General features: G+C 62.2%; 11 protein-coding genes. 4 read left to right on the forward strand and 7 right to left on the reverse strand.

All coding sequences use genetic code 11. From position 1 onward, the window contains the following. The first annotated feature begins 1 nt into the window (after position 1). Positions 2–787, forward strand: a complete 786-nt coding sequence (gene fabI, locus ATC00_RS02980) for an enoyl-ACP reductase FabI (protein WP_064251926.1) — start codon at positions 2–4, stop codon at positions 785–787. A 25-nt stretch (positions 788–812) separates the two neighbouring features. Here the strand turns inward: fabI and ATC00_RS02985 are convergent, their stop codons facing one another. Then, positions 813–1730, reverse strand: a complete 918-nt coding sequence (locus ATC00_RS02985) for a PhzF family phenazine biosynthesis protein (RefSeq protein ID WP_064251927.1) — start codon at positions 1728–1730, stop codon at positions 813–815. A gap of 310 nt (positions 1731–2040) precedes the next feature. Here ATC00_RS02985 and ATC00_RS02990 point away from each other — a divergent pair, with 310 nt between their 5' ends. After that, on the forward strand, positions 2041–3246 hold the full coding sequence (locus ATC00_RS02990; protein WP_064251928.1) for an MFS transporter: 1206 nt from the start codon (positions 2041–2043) through the stop codon (positions 3244–3246). 62 nt (positions 3247–3308) lie between these two features. Here the strand turns inward: ATC00_RS02990 and ATC00_RS02995 are convergent, their stop codons facing one another. From ATC00_RS02995 to ATC00_RS03010, 4 genes are all read right to left on the reverse strand, one after another. Then, positions 3309–4049: an NUDIX hydrolase gene (locus ATC00_RS02995; protein ID WP_064251929.1), complete on the reverse strand. Its 741-nt coding sequence runs from the start codon at positions 4047–4049 to the stop codon at positions 3309–3311. A gap of 2 nt (positions 4050–4051) precedes the next feature. Next, on the reverse strand, positions 4052–5158 hold the full coding sequence (locus ATC00_RS03000) for an endonuclease/exonuclease/phosphatase family protein (RefSeq protein ID WP_064251930.1): 1107 nt from the start codon (positions 5156–5158) through the stop codon (positions 4052–4054). A 174-nt stretch (positions 5159–5332) separates the two neighbouring features. After that, positions 5333–5776 carry an NlpC/P60 family protein gene (locus tag ATC00_RS03005; RefSeq protein ID WP_064251931.1) on the reverse strand — a complete coding sequence of 148 codons (444 nt, stop codon included), beginning with the start codon at positions 5774–5776 and terminating at the stop codon, positions 5333–5335. A gap of 928 nt (positions 5777–6704) precedes the next feature. Continuing rightward, positions 6705–9620: a beta strand repeat-containing protein gene (locus ATC00_RS03010; protein WP_064251932.1), complete on the reverse strand. Its 2916-nt coding sequence runs from the start codon at positions 9618–9620 to the stop codon at positions 6705–6707. A gap of 518 nt (positions 9621–10138) precedes the next feature. On the opposite strand from ATC00_RS03010, the gene ATC00_RS03015 reads away from it, so the two are divergent. Both ATC00_RS03015 and ATC00_RS03020 read left to right on the forward strand, forming a co-directional pair. Continuing rightward, positions 10139–12163 carry a BTAD domain-containing putative transcriptional regulator gene (locus ATC00_RS03015; RefSeq protein ID WP_064251933.1) on the forward strand — a complete coding sequence of 675 codons (2025 nt, stop codon included), beginning with the start codon at positions 10139–10141 and terminating at the stop codon, positions 12161–12163. Between the two features lie 468 nt (positions 12164–12631). Next, entirely contained in the window at positions 12632–13756 is a 1125-nt protein-coding gene (locus ATC00_RS03020; protein ID WP_064251934.1) for a helix-turn-helix transcriptional regulator, read from the forward strand. Between the two features lie 49 nt (positions 13757–13805). Here the strand turns inward: ATC00_RS03020 and csgH are convergent, their stop codons facing one another. Next, positions 13806–14108 (reverse strand): curli-like amyloid fiber formation chaperone CsgH, encoded by a 303-nt coding sequence (gene csgH / locus ATC00_RS03025; RefSeq protein ID WP_037386603.1) that lies wholly within the window; start codon positions 14106–14108, stop codon positions 13806–13808. Between the two features lie 73 nt (positions 14109–14181). Continuing rightward, a complete protein-coding gene (locus tag ATC00_RS03030; RefSeq protein ID WP_234782238.1) occupies positions 14182–14547 on the reverse strand; it encodes a hypothetical protein in 366 nt (121 codons plus the stop codon). Positions 14548–14560 lie beyond the last annotated feature (13 nt).

The raw sequence follows: 14560 nt of genomic DNA on the forward strand, positions 1-14560 counted from the left end.
GATGTCCATTCCCCCCGTAAAGGCCAAGCTTCTCGAAGGCCGCAAGGGTCTCGTCGTCGGCATCGCCAACGACCGCTCGATTGCCTGGGGCTGCGCGCGTGCATTCCGGGCCTTCGGGGCGGAAGTCGCGATCACCTATCTCAACGACAAAGCCAGGCCCCATGTGGAGCCGCTGGCGCGCGAGCTCGAGGCCGCGATCTTTCTGCCGCTGGACGTCGCCGTGCCCGGCCAGATCGAGGCTGTCTTCGAGCGCATCGCGGAGACCTGGGGAGAGCTCGACTTCCTCGTCCACTCGATCGCCTTTTCGCCGAAGGATGCGCTCGGCGGGCGGGTGACCGATGTCTCCCGCGAGGGCTTCCTGACGACGATGGAAATCTCCTGCTGGTCCTTCATCCGCATGGCGCACTTGGCCGAACCGCTGATGAAGCGCGGCGGGACTCTCTTCACGATGACGTATCACGGCTCGCAGGTGGTGGTGGAGAACTACAACATCATGGGCGTCGCCAAGGCCGCACTCGAAAGCGCTGTCCGCTATATCGCTGCAGAGCTCGGCCCGAAGGGCATCCGCGTGCACGCCATCTCTCCCGGCGCTCTTGCAACCCGCGCCGCGTCAGGCATTCCCGAGTTCGATGCGCTTCTGGAGAAGACGAAGGTGAAGTCGCCGACGCGCGAGCTGGTCGACATCGACGACGTCGGCGTCGCGACGGCATTTCTCGCGCACGAGGCCGCGCGGCTCATCACCGGTCAGGTGCTCTACGTTGACGGCGGCTACCACATCATCGACTGAAGACGGAACAACACCCCCAACCCGCCTAAACCGCCAATTCCCCTTCGGCCATCTTCACCGCGTGGCCGCCGATGCGGGCGGTCGAAATCTTGCCGCCGGCAATGTCGAGGTGCAGGTGGATGAATGAAGGGCGCGCCATTTCGACCCCCTGCTCCACCAGGATCGCGTGATGCCCGTCGACGAGTTCGTCGAAGAGGTGAATCGCGCCGGAAAGTGCCGCCACGGCCGCGCCGGTTGCCGGGTCTTCGGCGATTCCCATCTCCGGCGCAAACATGCGGGCATGGAAGCGGGCCGTGTGGTTGATGCCGCCGCGGCAGTAAAGATAGGCGGCGGCGAGCCGGCCTTCCGCCAGCGGCGCAAGCCGCTCCCAGCGCTGCGGGTCGAACTCGACCGCCGCAACGGCAGCGATATCGTGCAACGGCACCATGACGAAGGGAACGCCGGCACTCCAGAAGGAAATGACATGGTTCTCGAAGCCGATCTGCGTTGCCTTGAGGCTCAGCGCATCGGCAATCGCCTGCTTGTCGAAGCGCGCGTCCAGCCGGCTGGGCTTACGCGGCAGGTCGAACTCGGCGAAGGTCGCGGCTCCGGGCCGCAGCCGCACCGCCGCCCGCACCGGCCCGACCTTCTGTTCCAGGACTTGCATGAGATCGAGCGGCTTCTCAGTATCGCCGTAGAGCGCCTCTGCTATTGCCACGGCCGCGCCGACCGTCGGATGACCGGCGAAGGGCAGTTCGTGCCAGGGCGTGTAAATCCGAAGCTGCACCGCATGCGTTGCGCTCCCCCGCCGCTGAATGAACACCGTCTCCGAAAGATTGAATTCCTGGGCGATCGACTGCATCGCCGAGTCGCTCAGGTCTTCGGCATCGAACACCACAGCAAGCGGATTTCCCTCGAGAAGCTTCTCGGTGAAGACGTCGTAGATCGCGTAGCGTCGTCCCATGCATCCCCCCGCCGCCGGCGCGTTACCCGATGCCCCTAGTCCGAGATCCGGACTGGCAGGAAGCTTGCAACGCCCTCGTCGGCGCGGCAAGGCAAAACTTGCTTGGATAGCCATGACGTTCCGAAGCGAGATGCGGCAGTTTTGCGAATGCGAGAGCACCTTGGAATAACAGCCTCCGTCGCTGGGACGACCTTTCGGCCCTCAACGACAATCGCTATGAGACGTTGCTACAAGCCCTCGGGGAACGGGAGCGCGAGAAGCGGCGCGCCGACTGCGACAGAAAGTGCGACAGAAAGGACGTGGCAGGAACATGGCAATCGAGGCGATGTCACGCAGAACTATCCCGGCCGGCGTCTGGGCCCTCGGCTTCGTCTCGATGCTGATGGACATCTCCTCGGAGATGATCCACGCGCTGTTGCCCCTCTACATGGTCACCGTGCTCGGCACATCGACGCTCGTGGTCGGAGTTATCGAGGGCATAGCCGAGGCGACGGCCTCGATCACCAAGGTTTTCTCAGGCGCACTCAGCGATTGGCTGGGCAAGCGCAAGTTCCTGGCCGTTCTCGGCTATGGCCTGGCGGCGCTCACCAAACCGATCTTTCCGCTCGCCACCTCCGTGGAATGGCTGGTGGGGGCGCGTTTCATCGATCGCGTCGGCAAAGGCATCCGCGGGGCTCCGCGCGACGCGCTCGTCGCCGACCTCGCCCCACCGCACCTGCGCGGCGCCAGCTTCGGCCTGCGCCAGTCGCTCGATACGGTTGGCGCATTCACCGGCCCCCTCCTCGCCATCGGCCTGATGTGGCTGACAGCGGATCACTTTCAGGCCGTGTTCTGGTTCGCGGTGATTCCCGCCTTTCTTTCCGTTGGCGTGCTTGTCGTTTGGGTCAAGGAGCCAGAGCGACCGAAGGAATTGCGCCGGGTGCGGATGCCGCTGCGTCGTGATGAACTCCGTCGGCTCGGATCGGCCTATTGGTGGGTCGTGGCCGTCGCCGCGGTCTTCACGCTGGCCCGCTTCAGCGAGGCCTTTCTCATCCTGCGCGCCCAGTCGATCGGCCTGTCTCCGGCGCTGGCGCCGGTCGTCCTCGTGATCATGAGCTTCGCCTACGCGCTCTCGGCCTATCCTGCCGGCGTGCTCTCCGACCGTTTGAACCGCTTGCCACTTCTCGTGCTCGGCCTTGTCCTCCTGGTCTTGGCCGACCTTGTCCTCGCCTTCACGACGGGCATCGTAACGCTCGGCATTGGCGTCGCGCTTTGGGGGCTGCATATGGGCCTCACCCAAGGATTGCTGGCGACCTTGATCGCCGACGCGGCGCCGGCGGAACTGCGTGGCACCGCCTTCGGCATGTTCAACTTGGTGACCGGCATCGCCCTGCTGCTTGCCAGCATCATCGCCGGCGCTCTCTGGGACATCGCCGGGCCGCAGGCAACCTTCGTCGCCGCCGCTGCCTTCTCCTTCTTGACGATTGTGGGGCTGGTTCCGGTCAGATCCCGGCTCCGCCGGCGTGACAGAGCATGAGCGCGACAATCCAGCTTCGATAGAGAAGCCACGTCGAGTGCGCATCGACCAAGTTCCCAAGACTACTTAATTTCTCGCCGAGCAAAGAGCCAATCGAGGATCGGCGGGATAAACTCCGGATAGTTGTGCGCATGCGGTTCGGGCCCACGGATCGCCAGCGCCTCGTCGACCTCTGGATGCGGATCGCTCGCGATATGCGCCGCTACCCGCGCGACGACCTCGTCCGCTGTAGCGGGGAGCCGGAAAACGCGAAACACGGTGATCGTGCCGGCCATGTGGATGGCGTGCCAGCCCGGTTCGGCGGATGCCTCGGAGAGCGAAATGCCCGTTTCCTCCTTCACTTCGCGGGCAATGTTGCCGGCGACGTCGCAACGCCCGTCGACGACGTCTTCCGGTTCCAGCGAGCCGCCGGGGCTGTAGACGCGGCCGGCATTGGCCGTGTGGGCGCCCATGCGGATGGCGATCAGGGCACCGTCCGAGGAAAGCAGCATCGGCATGCCGAAGATGTGGTAGGCCCCCGGTCCCCGCGTCTTTCGCCACCAGAGAAAGGTCGAGTAGGGAACGATATGCGCCCGTGCGGCGATGCGTCCTTCGGCGATGCGGATCGACCGCTGCAGCACCATCCTGCCGTCGAACAGGTGCGGATTGGCGGCGATCTCGCGCTGCCAGCTCTCCCGCGCGCGCTCCCGCTCGGCAAGGTGGAACGGGTGCGGTTCGGCCGAAACCTCTATGTCGATCTCCGACACCGGGAAAACCTTACCTTCCGTGGGCCACGCGGTCCGATTGCTCTCGAGGAGGGTCATCGTCAGATGTCCAGCGTCATGACGACCGGGCAATGATCCGAGGCCTTGGGCCTGTCCCAGCCGGTGCGCGGGTAACGCTCCACCTCCTGCCCCGCGGGGAAGATCGTTCGGAATGGCTGGCCGGCGCGGACGATTTCCGGAATACGGCCGGCATTGCGCCGCGCGAGCGCCGGCGACAGCCAGATATAGTCGAGTTGGCAAAGGTGCCGTTCCTCCGGACCGCGGCTGTGGAAGAGAGTCCAGCGGTCGAGCAGCGGTCGTCTCGACACGGGATTCTCGACGAATCCGTCATGGCTGAGAATATCGAGCGCGCTCGCCTCTTCCTGGCGCGGCACGAATTCGTAGCCGTTCCGCCGGTCGCCGAGGATGACCACCTTCTCCTGATAATCATTCATGTCCCCACAAATGGCGAACATCTTGTCCGCCGTATGGCCGCGGCCGAAGCGGCTTTCGATGACATGGCGCACCGCTCTCGCCTCTGCCACTCGAATGGCCATGGTGGCCCGCCGACCGTCGAGGCCATCGCGCGCCGGTCCCATCGACTTGAAATGCACCACGTAGAGCGTCAGCGGCCGGCCACCGACCCGCAGATCCACTTCCAGGCAGTCGCGCTTGAAGATGCGATCGCGCGGGCGGTTGGTCAGAGCCAGTTCGTCGTTGAAGAGGCCGAGATCCTCATAGGTCAGCGCCGCATGGCTCTTGACCTCCAGGCATTCGATCTTCTGCCCGTCGCGCGTCTCCTCGCGCGTCAGCACCGCCACGTCGATGCCGCGCGAGTCGTTGCCTTCGATCAGATATTTCTGCCGGTATCCGTTGCCGACCATGCGGAAGAGGTAGCCATATTCGAAAGCCTGCAGGGCCGCCATGTTATCCGCCTCCTGCAGGCAGAGAATGTCGGCGTCGCAGTCGGCGATGGCAAGCGCCGACAATTGTCGCGTGTCGTCTGTGTGGGCGATCGTGCGCGCCTCCTCCAGCCGCTGATACTCCGCCTCGCTGCGCACATCGAAAAGCCTCAACACCCGGTCCTGCTTGAGCTGGTTGCGGAAGCCGGAAAAATCGAACCGGCTCAGGAGGTTCTCGATATTGAACGTGGCGAGGCGAAGCGACATCGGGCCATCCGCAGTTGGAAATGCCGCGGAGATTAGAGCATTTTGCAGTCAGGTGGAAACACCTGACGTCGCACAAATGCGGCAAAAACAAACAGATAGAACGGCGGCGCGAACGTGTGTGAGCGCAACCCGCCCGTTGGCGTCCGATATCGGCGGGACGGCCCTATGTCCGTCCTATCGTCTGACGGCGACCACCTGGCCGCGGCTGAAATAGGACAGTTGCACCCTCCCCGATTGATTGCCGCCGATCACCCGGGCGGTCGATTTCGACAGCGTGGACAGGATGCCGACATGGTAGTTCCGGCCGGTTCTGACCACGATGACGTCGCCCGGCCTGGCATAGGAAAGCCTGATCGGTGCGCCGAACCTCAGCCAGGACCGCGCAAAACTGTAGCTCTGCGGCGGTTGCCGACCGGCTTTTCGGGCGATCATGCCCATGAAGTGTCCGCACCAGGGCGTGCGTGCCGGATTGATGCCGAGGGCAGCGCGCAGCCGCTTGTTGTTCTTCACCTCATGCAGTCCCGCATATTGCTGCGCCTGGGCCAGCATGCCCGCGGACGCGGTCTCGGGTGAGGTAAGCGCGACAAATGCCGCAGTCAGAAACGCCACAACCTTCATGATTCGGGTCTCCTTTATGCGCGGACCGGCCTCATGCCGGCTTGCGCCGCTCTGCGTCTCCGACCATCGCACCGGGTTCGCCCTCCTCCGACACGCAAATTTTGCGCGCGCAAAGAGCCGTCCGCGCTCGGGAGAGCTTCCCGAGCGCGCGAACGAAAACTCCGGTATCAAAGGGCTAGAGCGTCCTTGATCGAGGCGCACGACAACCCCAGGCTAACCCCGGGGAGGTCGAAACTTTGCATGGCTCCGCCCGAGAGCGGTACCGCACTACAGCGCCGCGCGTCCTATCAGACGCGCAAAGGTCGCTGTAGCACTTTGAATTGCTGCATGTCTTTGTTCTTAAATCGAGGTCGATTTAAGAAGACATGCAGTTAGCAACCACGCAAACTACACCACGCCTTCGCTACGACGTACGAAAGACTCTCTAGCGCTTTGAGGCTGCACGTCTTCTGTCGCCGAAAGCCCGGGCACGGGTTCCAGCTTGAAGTTGCAGCCGGCCTGCGAACTGCAATGGCCGTGCCCCAACCTGATGGCGGTCGATCAACGAGAGATAAAATTCCCCTGCCAGCCGTTGGTCAGCGGGCAGAACTTTGCCGATGAGGTGCAGCGAAATTGTGGCAGAGATCGCGCCCAACATGCGAGAGGCGCGCATTTCTAGCCCGTCGGGCTGGATCGGCCCAAAAATGGCGCGTCTTCGTCGAGAAGTACCGAGATTTTGTGCACGTGCAATTGCGCCGCGCCACCCGCGGCGCGCGTGTGGCGGCGCTGTGCGAGCGCGGCTATTGCTATAGGCTGCGTGCCAGCGCCGCACTTTTCCGGGGTCCATGCGCGATAGAGGACAGGCCCTTCGCTTGAGGCACGATGAATCATGGGGCGGGATGCGACCATCCCGCCCCATTTGCCGATCAGACCGGGTAGGCGCACCCGCTTAGAACATCGCGAAATCGCTGGTCGAGAGCGTCGTGACGCCCTTCAGGATGGCGACGAGTTCGAGGTCCGCCTCGGTGCCCTTGCCGTCGGCGTCGAACCAAAGCCGGCCGGTGTCGCTTTCGAACAGGAAGGTTCCCTTCGTGCTGGTCGCCACCGGATCGGCACCGACGACGAGCGTGACGGTCGCGTCGCCGGCGGCAATGCCGTAGTCGCTCTTGTCGAGCAGCAGCTTGTCCTGTCCGCGGGTGAAGTCGGTAATGACGTCGCCCTCACCGTCCCGGCCGGAGCGGTCGAAGACGAACAGGTCGTTGCCGGCACCGCCGGTCAGCCAGTCGTCGCCGGCGCCGCCGTTCAGTCGGTCGACTCCGGATCGGCCGTCGAGCACGTCGTCGGCCCCGCCGCCGTTCAACGTATTCGCCGCCGCGTCGCCGCGGATGACGTCGTCATTGGCGCTGCCATTGATGATCTCGAAATTCTTCACCGTCAGGCCCTGCGCCATGCCCCTGTTCGAGGCCTGGTTCTGAAGGTCAAGCACGACCGAGATGTCGCTGGTGTCCTTGAACGAGAGCGTGTCGGTGCCGATGCCGCCATCGAAGACATCGGTTCCGGTGAAGACGGTGCGCGTCAGCGTGTCATTGCCGGCGTCGCCGAACAAGCTGTCGCTGCCGGCGCCGTCGGTGAGCACGTCATGGCCGTCGCCGCCGCGCAGCGTGTCGTTGCCGCCATTGCCCTCGAGCCGATCGCTAAGCTTGCCGCCGGTGATCGTGTCCTTGCCGGCGCTGCCGAGATAGTTCAGCACCTCGAAGCCCTTGAAGGAGGTGGTCGTATCGACGGTGGCGCTGCCGGTCGCGAAGCTGAAGGCGATGTCCTTCGTCTGGTTGCTCGCATCGAGGTCGAGCGTGTCGGTGCCGGTGCCGCCATCAGCCGTGTCGCCGATCCCGGCATAGACGCGATCGTTGCCGTCTTCGCCGGAGATATTGTCGCGGCCGCCATAAACACCGACGCCGTCGCCTGACAGCGTGTCATTGCCGAGACCGCCCCTCAGCGTATCGTTGCCGAGATTGCCGGCGAGCACGTCGTCGCCGGCACCGCCGGTCAGGCTATCGTGGCCGCTGCCGCCGTGCAGCGCGTCATTCAATGCGCCGCCGACGAAAATATCGTTGCCGCTGCCGCCGACGAGTTTCACACGCTCGATGTTCTTGACCGTCACCGGCGCATTGCTGACGGTGACCGAGGGGGCGAGCTTGAAGGTGATCCCGGCGGTGTACTTGGAGAAATCGATCGACGCGAAATCCGTACCGGTGCCGCCATCGAGCGTCAGCTTGCCGGTCGATGCGCTCCGCGCGAACGAGTCGTTGCCGGTGCCGAGATCGACCGTGTTGTGACCAATCACGCTGCCGCTGTCGCCGACGCTGACCGTGTCGTCGCCGTCGCCGGCCTTGATGACATTGGTGCCGCCAAAGTCGATGAGGCGGTCATGGCCAGCACCTGAAGAAAGATTGTCGTTTCCGGTGCCGCCATCAAGCACGTCGGAGCCGGCGGTGCCGATCAGCGTGTCGTTGCCGGCATAGCCGGAGAAATTGACGCTTTGGGCAGTGCCAACCGACTTGACGACGTCATTGCCGGAGCCGAAGAGCACCTGGTAGCGCTCGAAATTCTTGAGCGATGTGCTCTCCGACAGCGTAGCGCCGGCACCCGTTGCAGAGAAGCTCAGATCCGCCGTAGCCGTGCGACGGTCGACGGTCACGTGGTCGGTCCCGAGACCGCCGTCGCCCTTGTCCGCCCCGCCATCGCCCAGTTCAACCCGGTCGTTGCCGTCGCCGGCAACGACGCTGTCCTTGCCGAGACCGCTCTTGACATGATCGTCACCGGCACCGGCATTGACGATGTCGTCGCCCGCCGCGCTGTCGATGATGTCGGTGCCGGTGCTGGTGGTGATCGTGTTGGCGCCGGTGCCAGTCGCGGTGATGGTGTAGTTCTCCATGCCGATGAACGTGGTGCCGCCGGCGAGCGTGTTGACCAGCGTCGCCGCCTTGGCGGCGAAATTGCCGGTAAAGTTCGTCAGCACCAGGCGGTCATTGCCGCCGGCATCGGTGATCGTGTCCTTGCCCTCCCCGTAACGGTAGGTGATCGTGTCGTTTCCTGCCCCGCCCTCGACCTTGTCGTCGCCGGCACCGCCATCCAGCGAGTCGTTGCCGACGTCACCGAAGAGACTGTCAAAGCCGATACCGCCGGATACGGAATCGTCGCCGGTGCCGCCGCGAACATCGTCATTGCCGGCGTCGCCGGAAAGGAAGTCCATTCCCTGGTCCCCGGTGAGAATATCGTCATCGTCGTCGCCGTTGATGAAATCCGTCCCATAGCCACCCTTCAGCGTGTCCTTGCCGAGCCCGCCCATCAGGAGGTCTGCGCCGCGACCGCCGGTCAGCTTGTCGTCGCCGGCCCCGCCGGTGAACATGTCGCTATAGTTGCCGCCGGTGATCGTATCGGCGAAATCGGTCCCGGTGATGCTGAAGGCTTCGACATTGGTGGTCTTGATATTGCCGACCAGCGTTTGCGGGGCGATCCAATCCTTGATCGCGATGTTCACGCCAGCGGTAAGGTCGGAATAATCGACCATGAGACGATCAGTGCCCGAACCGCCGTCAGCGATGTCGCCGGCGCCGGAAAGCGGCACGTCGGCCATGATCGTGTCCTGACCGGAGCCGCCATTGACGGTATCGCTTTCGTCGCCGCCGTCGAGAAAATCATTGCCGCTGTTGCCGTTCAGCGTGTCCTGGCCGGTGTCGCCCATGATGAAGTCACCCTGGAACGAGCCGCTGAGCGTATCGTTGCCGCCCATGCCGAGGATCTGGTCTGCGCCGAAATCGCCATTCAGCGTATCGGCATTGTCGCTACCCGGTATCATTCTCATTCGTTTCTCCTGAGTATTTGTTGGCACAGAGGCTTCGTTCGCCAGCAGGGAGCGGCGTCGAAGCGGATTCTGATTTTTGGAAATGTTGCCCGGCCGAAAGCCGGACCAAAGGTTAGGACGGCACTGTCATTAACGATTCTTGTTCATAGCCTTGCCCCTCAATTCCGGACGACTTACGTCCATGTCCGTCATATTGTTCAGAAAAAATCGTCGCGGTGTTCCCATGGATACAGCCGGAGATGGGCGAAGACTTTACTTCAATCGTAAGAATATCGCCTACAGAGTGAGCGGATCATGCTGAAAGACTTGAGTTTCTTTCCCGTTTGTGATGCACGTTGTACTTTACTCTGACGCGACAATGGCAGTTCCCAACGTTCCTTCCGAAACCTGCTCCGCGCTGCCGCACGCATATTTCACCGCTTGGCGCCGAGGGCGTCGCGCGCTTCGAGGCCGCTTGTCGCACTGGTGCGCATCCCAATTGAAAATTGAACAACAGCCATTCGTGAAAAGAGCGTGAAATGAACGAGGTACCGCGGTTTTCAGAGAATTTCCGTGGGTTGCAGATCGAGTTCAATCTGCTGGGAGGATTCGCTGTGCGCTCTCCCACCGGTGAGGCACTGATCCTGCCGACCGCCAAGACTCGGCTTCTCGCCGCCTATCTGGCTTTGTCGGCGGGCCAGTATCAGGCTCGCTCCAAGCTGTGCGCGCTTTTCTGGGAGGACCGGGGCGCTGAGCAGGCGCGGGCAAGCCTGCGCAATGCGCTGGCGGCGATCCGCGCCGTCCTGGGCGATCACATTCTGATCGCGAACCGCGAGGCGGTCATGCTCGACCCGAATTTCGTATGCACCGACGTCGATGAACTCAAGTCGCTCATGGGCCGAACCTCGGCCACCGCGGAAGCCGAGACGGCGCGACGCTTGGCCGCTGAGCTTTTGGAAGGCCTGACGGTCTCGGGGGAAGAGCTGACGGAATGGCTCGAGTTCGAGCGGACGCGATGCCGCAATCTATCGGAAGCATTGCTTTCCACGACTGCTGAACAGCTTGCCGAGCACGGCGACGAAGCGGCAGCCGTGGCGCTCGCCCAGCAACTGGTCGCACTCGACCCCTTTCGAGAAAAGAGCCATCGATTGCTGATGCGCCTCTACGCACGCCAAGGGGAGCGTTCGCTTGCCGCAGCGCAATTCCAGACCTGTCGCCAACTGCTTGCCGACGAGCTCGGAACCGCGCCCTCGCCGCAGACCGTCGCTCTGGCCCATGAACTATCGTTGGACGCAACGCCCACGCGGGAAGCCAGACGCCTGGAGGTCGCACCCTCCCCCATCCAGCAGAAAGCAGCACGCGGTGCGGATACCGATTTCCGCATTTCCATCGCCGTCTTGCCATTTCTTCGTCCGGCGGAGGATGCCGATCAGTCGTTCCTGGCGGAAGGGCTCGCCGAGGATTTGATCAACGAGCTTTCGCGTCACAAGGATTTCCTCGTCATTGCCCGCCAATCGACCTTCGCCTTCGGCGCCGGCCCGCGGCTTGCGGAGCACGCCGCCCAAGCTCTTGATGTTCGTTATGTGCTTACCGGAAATCTTAGGCGTCGGGGAGATGATCTGAGCCTCGGCGTCCAGCTCATCGACACCGCTACCCACCGCACCGTCTGGGCCGAACGCTATGCACGCAAGCTCGAAGAGCTATTCGCGGTTCAGGATGAAATCGTCGGCCTCATCATCACCGCCGTCGACGCAGAAGTGCGTTCGTCGGAGCGCGAGCGGGCTCTGCGCAAACTGCCCGAGACCATGGATGCTTGGGAATTTTTCCACCGCGGCCTCTGGCATGTCTACAATTTCTCCATGGACCAAATCGAGGCGGCGGAGCACTACTTCAGGCGCGCGACAGAGCTCAATCCGCGTTTTGCTCTCGGACATGCCGGCTTGGCGCAGGCAGCGGTGGTTCGCGTTGTCTGGCAAATGTCGGACGACATCCCCGCCACACTTGAGTCTGGCCTCGTGCATGCCCGTCATGCCGTAGCCCTCGATGGCGCCCACCCCTACCCGCACGTCATGCTGGGGAGGCTTCTCACCTGCCGGGGCGAACTCGGCCTTGCGCATGACCACCTTCGCATCGCGACAGAGCTTAACCCGAGCTACGCCCACGCCCATTACGCGGTGGCGCAGGTGCATATCTGGTCGGGTCAGCCGGCCGAGGCCCTGCCCCACATCGATCGCGCCATCCGTTTCAGTCCGCGCGATCCCCTTCTCAGCATGTTCATGACCGTGCGTTCGGTCTGTCTTTTTCTGATGGGCGACATGACTGGTGCGGAGGCCGCAGCCCGAGCTGCGATCGGTCGCCAGGCGCGCGAAAGCTGGTCGCGCCTTGGGCTCGCCGCAGCACTCGTCGAGAGCGGTCGGACCGACGAGGCACGGGCAGCCGTAGCCGAGGCAAAAGCGCTGATGCCGAACCTGTCAATCGCCAATCTCGACAATCTGATCGGGCGAATGGCATCGGCGCCGCGTCAGCGCATCATAGAAGCATTGCAACGGGCAGGCCTCCAATAGTCGGGCCTTCGTGCCGACAAAAGTCCTCCAATCTCATATCCGACCGCATTGCATTGCAGCATTCGGTAATTGACTGATATTGCTCGCCAGTCCAGGCAGGATCCTCGGCGCCGTGGAGTCCATTTGATGCAGTGCAAGGCAACTCCTCCGCCGGAATTTCAAGATTATTCTGGAGGAATTGCTAAAATACATGTATCTTTCGAGCTAGATCGTCCCGGGAGGGGGAAAATCCCCGCGGATTGAACGAAGAGATAAGACTAATATCTGCTGCACCAAGCCCGGATTCACGCCTTCGGGCTAGCATACTATATTCTGCAAGAAGTCTTCTTTAACGCCCTGCGAAAGCAGACATTTTTCTATTAAAGGCCGATTGCTGCATCACTGATTTATCTCGAACAAATTGAGAACCAAATTTCTATTGCGTATGTCAACATTGAAAGGGGCGTTTTGTAACCGGAGTACTGGACGATGTCGGATGCGTACCAAGACAAGTTACTACTTAGCCTCATTCAAGCAATTTACGAAACGGTGTTACTGCCTTCCGCCTGGGATCGAATTGTCGCTGATCTCACGAAACTGGCACGGGCAGAATCGGGCGCCATCCTCGGCTTCGAGGGGCTCGACAACAGGAAAATCAGCCTCGCCGTCAAAGGCGTGCAGAGATCGGCTCTGCTCGACGCGGATACGCTCTCGGCGCTGGACGAAGCCACGCTCGCGATGGGCTTGGGAGCAATCGCCACCTTGCCCGTGACGCTGGCGAACAGCGCCCCATGGTCATCCGCCTTGCGCCGCTGCTTCGGTGAGGATGGCAAAATTCTCATTCTGCTCGTGTCGAAAGAAGGAAGCCGGCGAATTGTCGTCGCCTGTTTCTTCCCGCACGCGGCCGATAACCACCTGGCAATTGCCGCCGAAGCGCTGATGAAAGTTCTTCCGCATTTTCAGACTGCCTTCGCCTTGCAGAAAGCGATGGTCAACGAACGGGAGAAATCAACCCGTACCGAACGGGCCCTCAGAAGCTGCGCCACGTCGTCAGCCATTGTTACCGCTGATCTTCGCGTAAAATTTGCCAATCGCCGCTTCGGTCGGTTCGTCGATGCCCCGGGCTCTTTCATCGAGTTCAGGGATGAGGTGCTCGAATTCCGGGACGATGAGCTTCAGTCTGAGATCGAAGATCTGATCGAGCGAGCGCGCGTCAACAAGCACGATCATCACCTCCGCTGGACTAAGAGCAAACGAACCGGCGTGAGTTGGATTGTCAGCGTCGACTTCTTGTCGTTTGGCAGCGACACCTATCGATTTGGCAACGTCTTTGCCAGCAACGAGCCGAGCTTTCTTCTGACGATCCGCGAATTGAGCCGGAACACCTTGTTGACGCCCGACGATATCAAATCGGTGTTCGGGCTCACGCCAACAGAAGCTGCATTGGTGCATTCCCTTGCCAACGGCGACGCTCCCTCCGACATCGCCAAACGCCGGGGCGTTTCGAAGAACACCGTCCACAATCAACTGGCGTCGGCGATGGGGCGCCTCGGGGTGCGCCGCCAGGCGCAGCTCTTAAGTTCGCTCGCCGTGCTCTCTTTTTTCACGAAGTAACACCGATAAGCGTCAATACATCCTCGACCGGCGCCGCGTCGTCGCCGCGTCAAGGAACAGAACTTTCGCACAGCAGCGTCCCGTCGGCACGATAGACGGACAAGCGGGCCGCCCAGACATCAGGCGCGGTACTGACCAGGATGGTTGAAAGCTCCTGCCGTCCCGCCTGTTCGCTCGCGAACGCGCCGGCTTGCACATTCGTGGACGATCCGGTCGTCACCTTGAAGTGATAGGTCCCCCTCTCCGTCCAGTCGCTGTGCAGCGTCGCAACCAAGGAGGTCAGAGAGTTGGTTCTGGAATGTTCTATGACACATTCGATCGGGGCATAGGCAACTGCATCCAGGCTGATCATGGCCTCGTCTCCCACGCGTTGATTTCACGATGGAGGACCGGCCGCGATGGGCGGCCGGTCGATCGAAAATCGATCAGTCCTGCACCGTTATGGAGAGGTTTCCCTCACCGTCTTGATGGGTCAGCGACTTGTTGCCCCAGCCGAACTGGAACGTGCCGGAGGCGTTGTACTTGCCCTTCTGCAAGGTGATCGCCTTGTGGTCTTTTCCGAACTGCGCCGTTCCGGAAATGTTGCCCTTGCCGCTCTGGACGGACACGGACTGATTGCCCTTGCCCACTTGTCCGGTGCCGGAGAAGTTGCCCCAGCCCGACTGGCCGGTCGCCGACATGTTGCCGAAGCCGGATTGGCTCGTAACCGATACGTTGTTGCCGGCATAAGCCGCGGAAACGGTCGAGAATGCGAGAAGTGCGGATGTTGCGAGTGCCTTGAGCATGACCATGTCTCCCTCTTGG

Origin of the sequence: Sinorhizobium americanum (genome assembly GCF_001651855.1) — a bacterium.
GTDB lineage: Bacteria > Pseudomonadota > Alphaproteobacteria > Rhizobiales > Rhizobiaceae > Sinorhizobium > Sinorhizobium americanum.

Excerpts from the sequence above, each read along its gene's own strand:
- ATC00_RS03015 (WP_064251933.1), top strand. The coding sequence starts at position 10,139 with ATGAACGAGGTACCGCGGTTTTCAGAGAATTTCCGTGGGTTGCAGATC.
- ATC00_RS03005 (WP_064251931.1), bottom strand. The coding sequence starts at position 5,776 with ATGAAGGTTGTGGCGTTTCTGACTGCGGCATTTGTCGCGCTTACCTCA.
- ATC00_RS03010 (WP_064251932.1), bottom strand. The coding sequence starts at position 9,620 with ATGAGAATGATACCGGGTAGCGACAATGCCGATACGCTGAATGGCGAT.
- fabI (WP_064251926.1), top strand. The coding sequence starts at position 2 with ATGTCCATTCCCCCCGTAAAGGCCAAGCTTCTCGAAGGCCGCAAGGGT.
- csgH (WP_037386603.1), bottom strand. The coding sequence starts at position 14,108 with ATGATCAGCCTGGATGCAGTTGCCTATGCCCCGATCGAATGTGTCATA.
- ATC00_RS03000 (WP_064251930.1), bottom strand. The coding sequence starts at position 5,158 with ATGTCGCTTCGCCTCGCCACGTTCAATATCGAGAACCTCCTGAGCCGG.
- ATC00_RS03030 (WP_234782238.1), bottom strand. The coding sequence starts at position 14,547 with ATGGTCATGCTCAAGGCACTCGCAACATCCGCACTTCTCGCATTCTCG.
- ATC00_RS02985 (WP_064251927.1), bottom strand. The coding sequence starts at position 1,730 with ATGGGACGACGCTACGCGATCTACGACGTCTTCACCGAGAAGCTTCTC.
- ATC00_RS02990 (WP_064251928.1), top strand. The coding sequence starts at position 2,041 with ATGGCAATCGAGGCGATGTCACGCAGAACTATCCCGGCCGGCGTCTGG.
- ATC00_RS02995 (WP_064251929.1), bottom strand. The coding sequence starts at position 4,049 with ATGACCCTCCTCGAGAGCAATCGGACCGCGTGGCCCACGGAAGGTAAG.
- ATC00_RS03020 (WP_064251934.1), top strand. The coding sequence starts at position 12,632 with ATGTCGGATGCGTACCAAGACAAGTTACTACTTAGCCTCATTCAAGCA.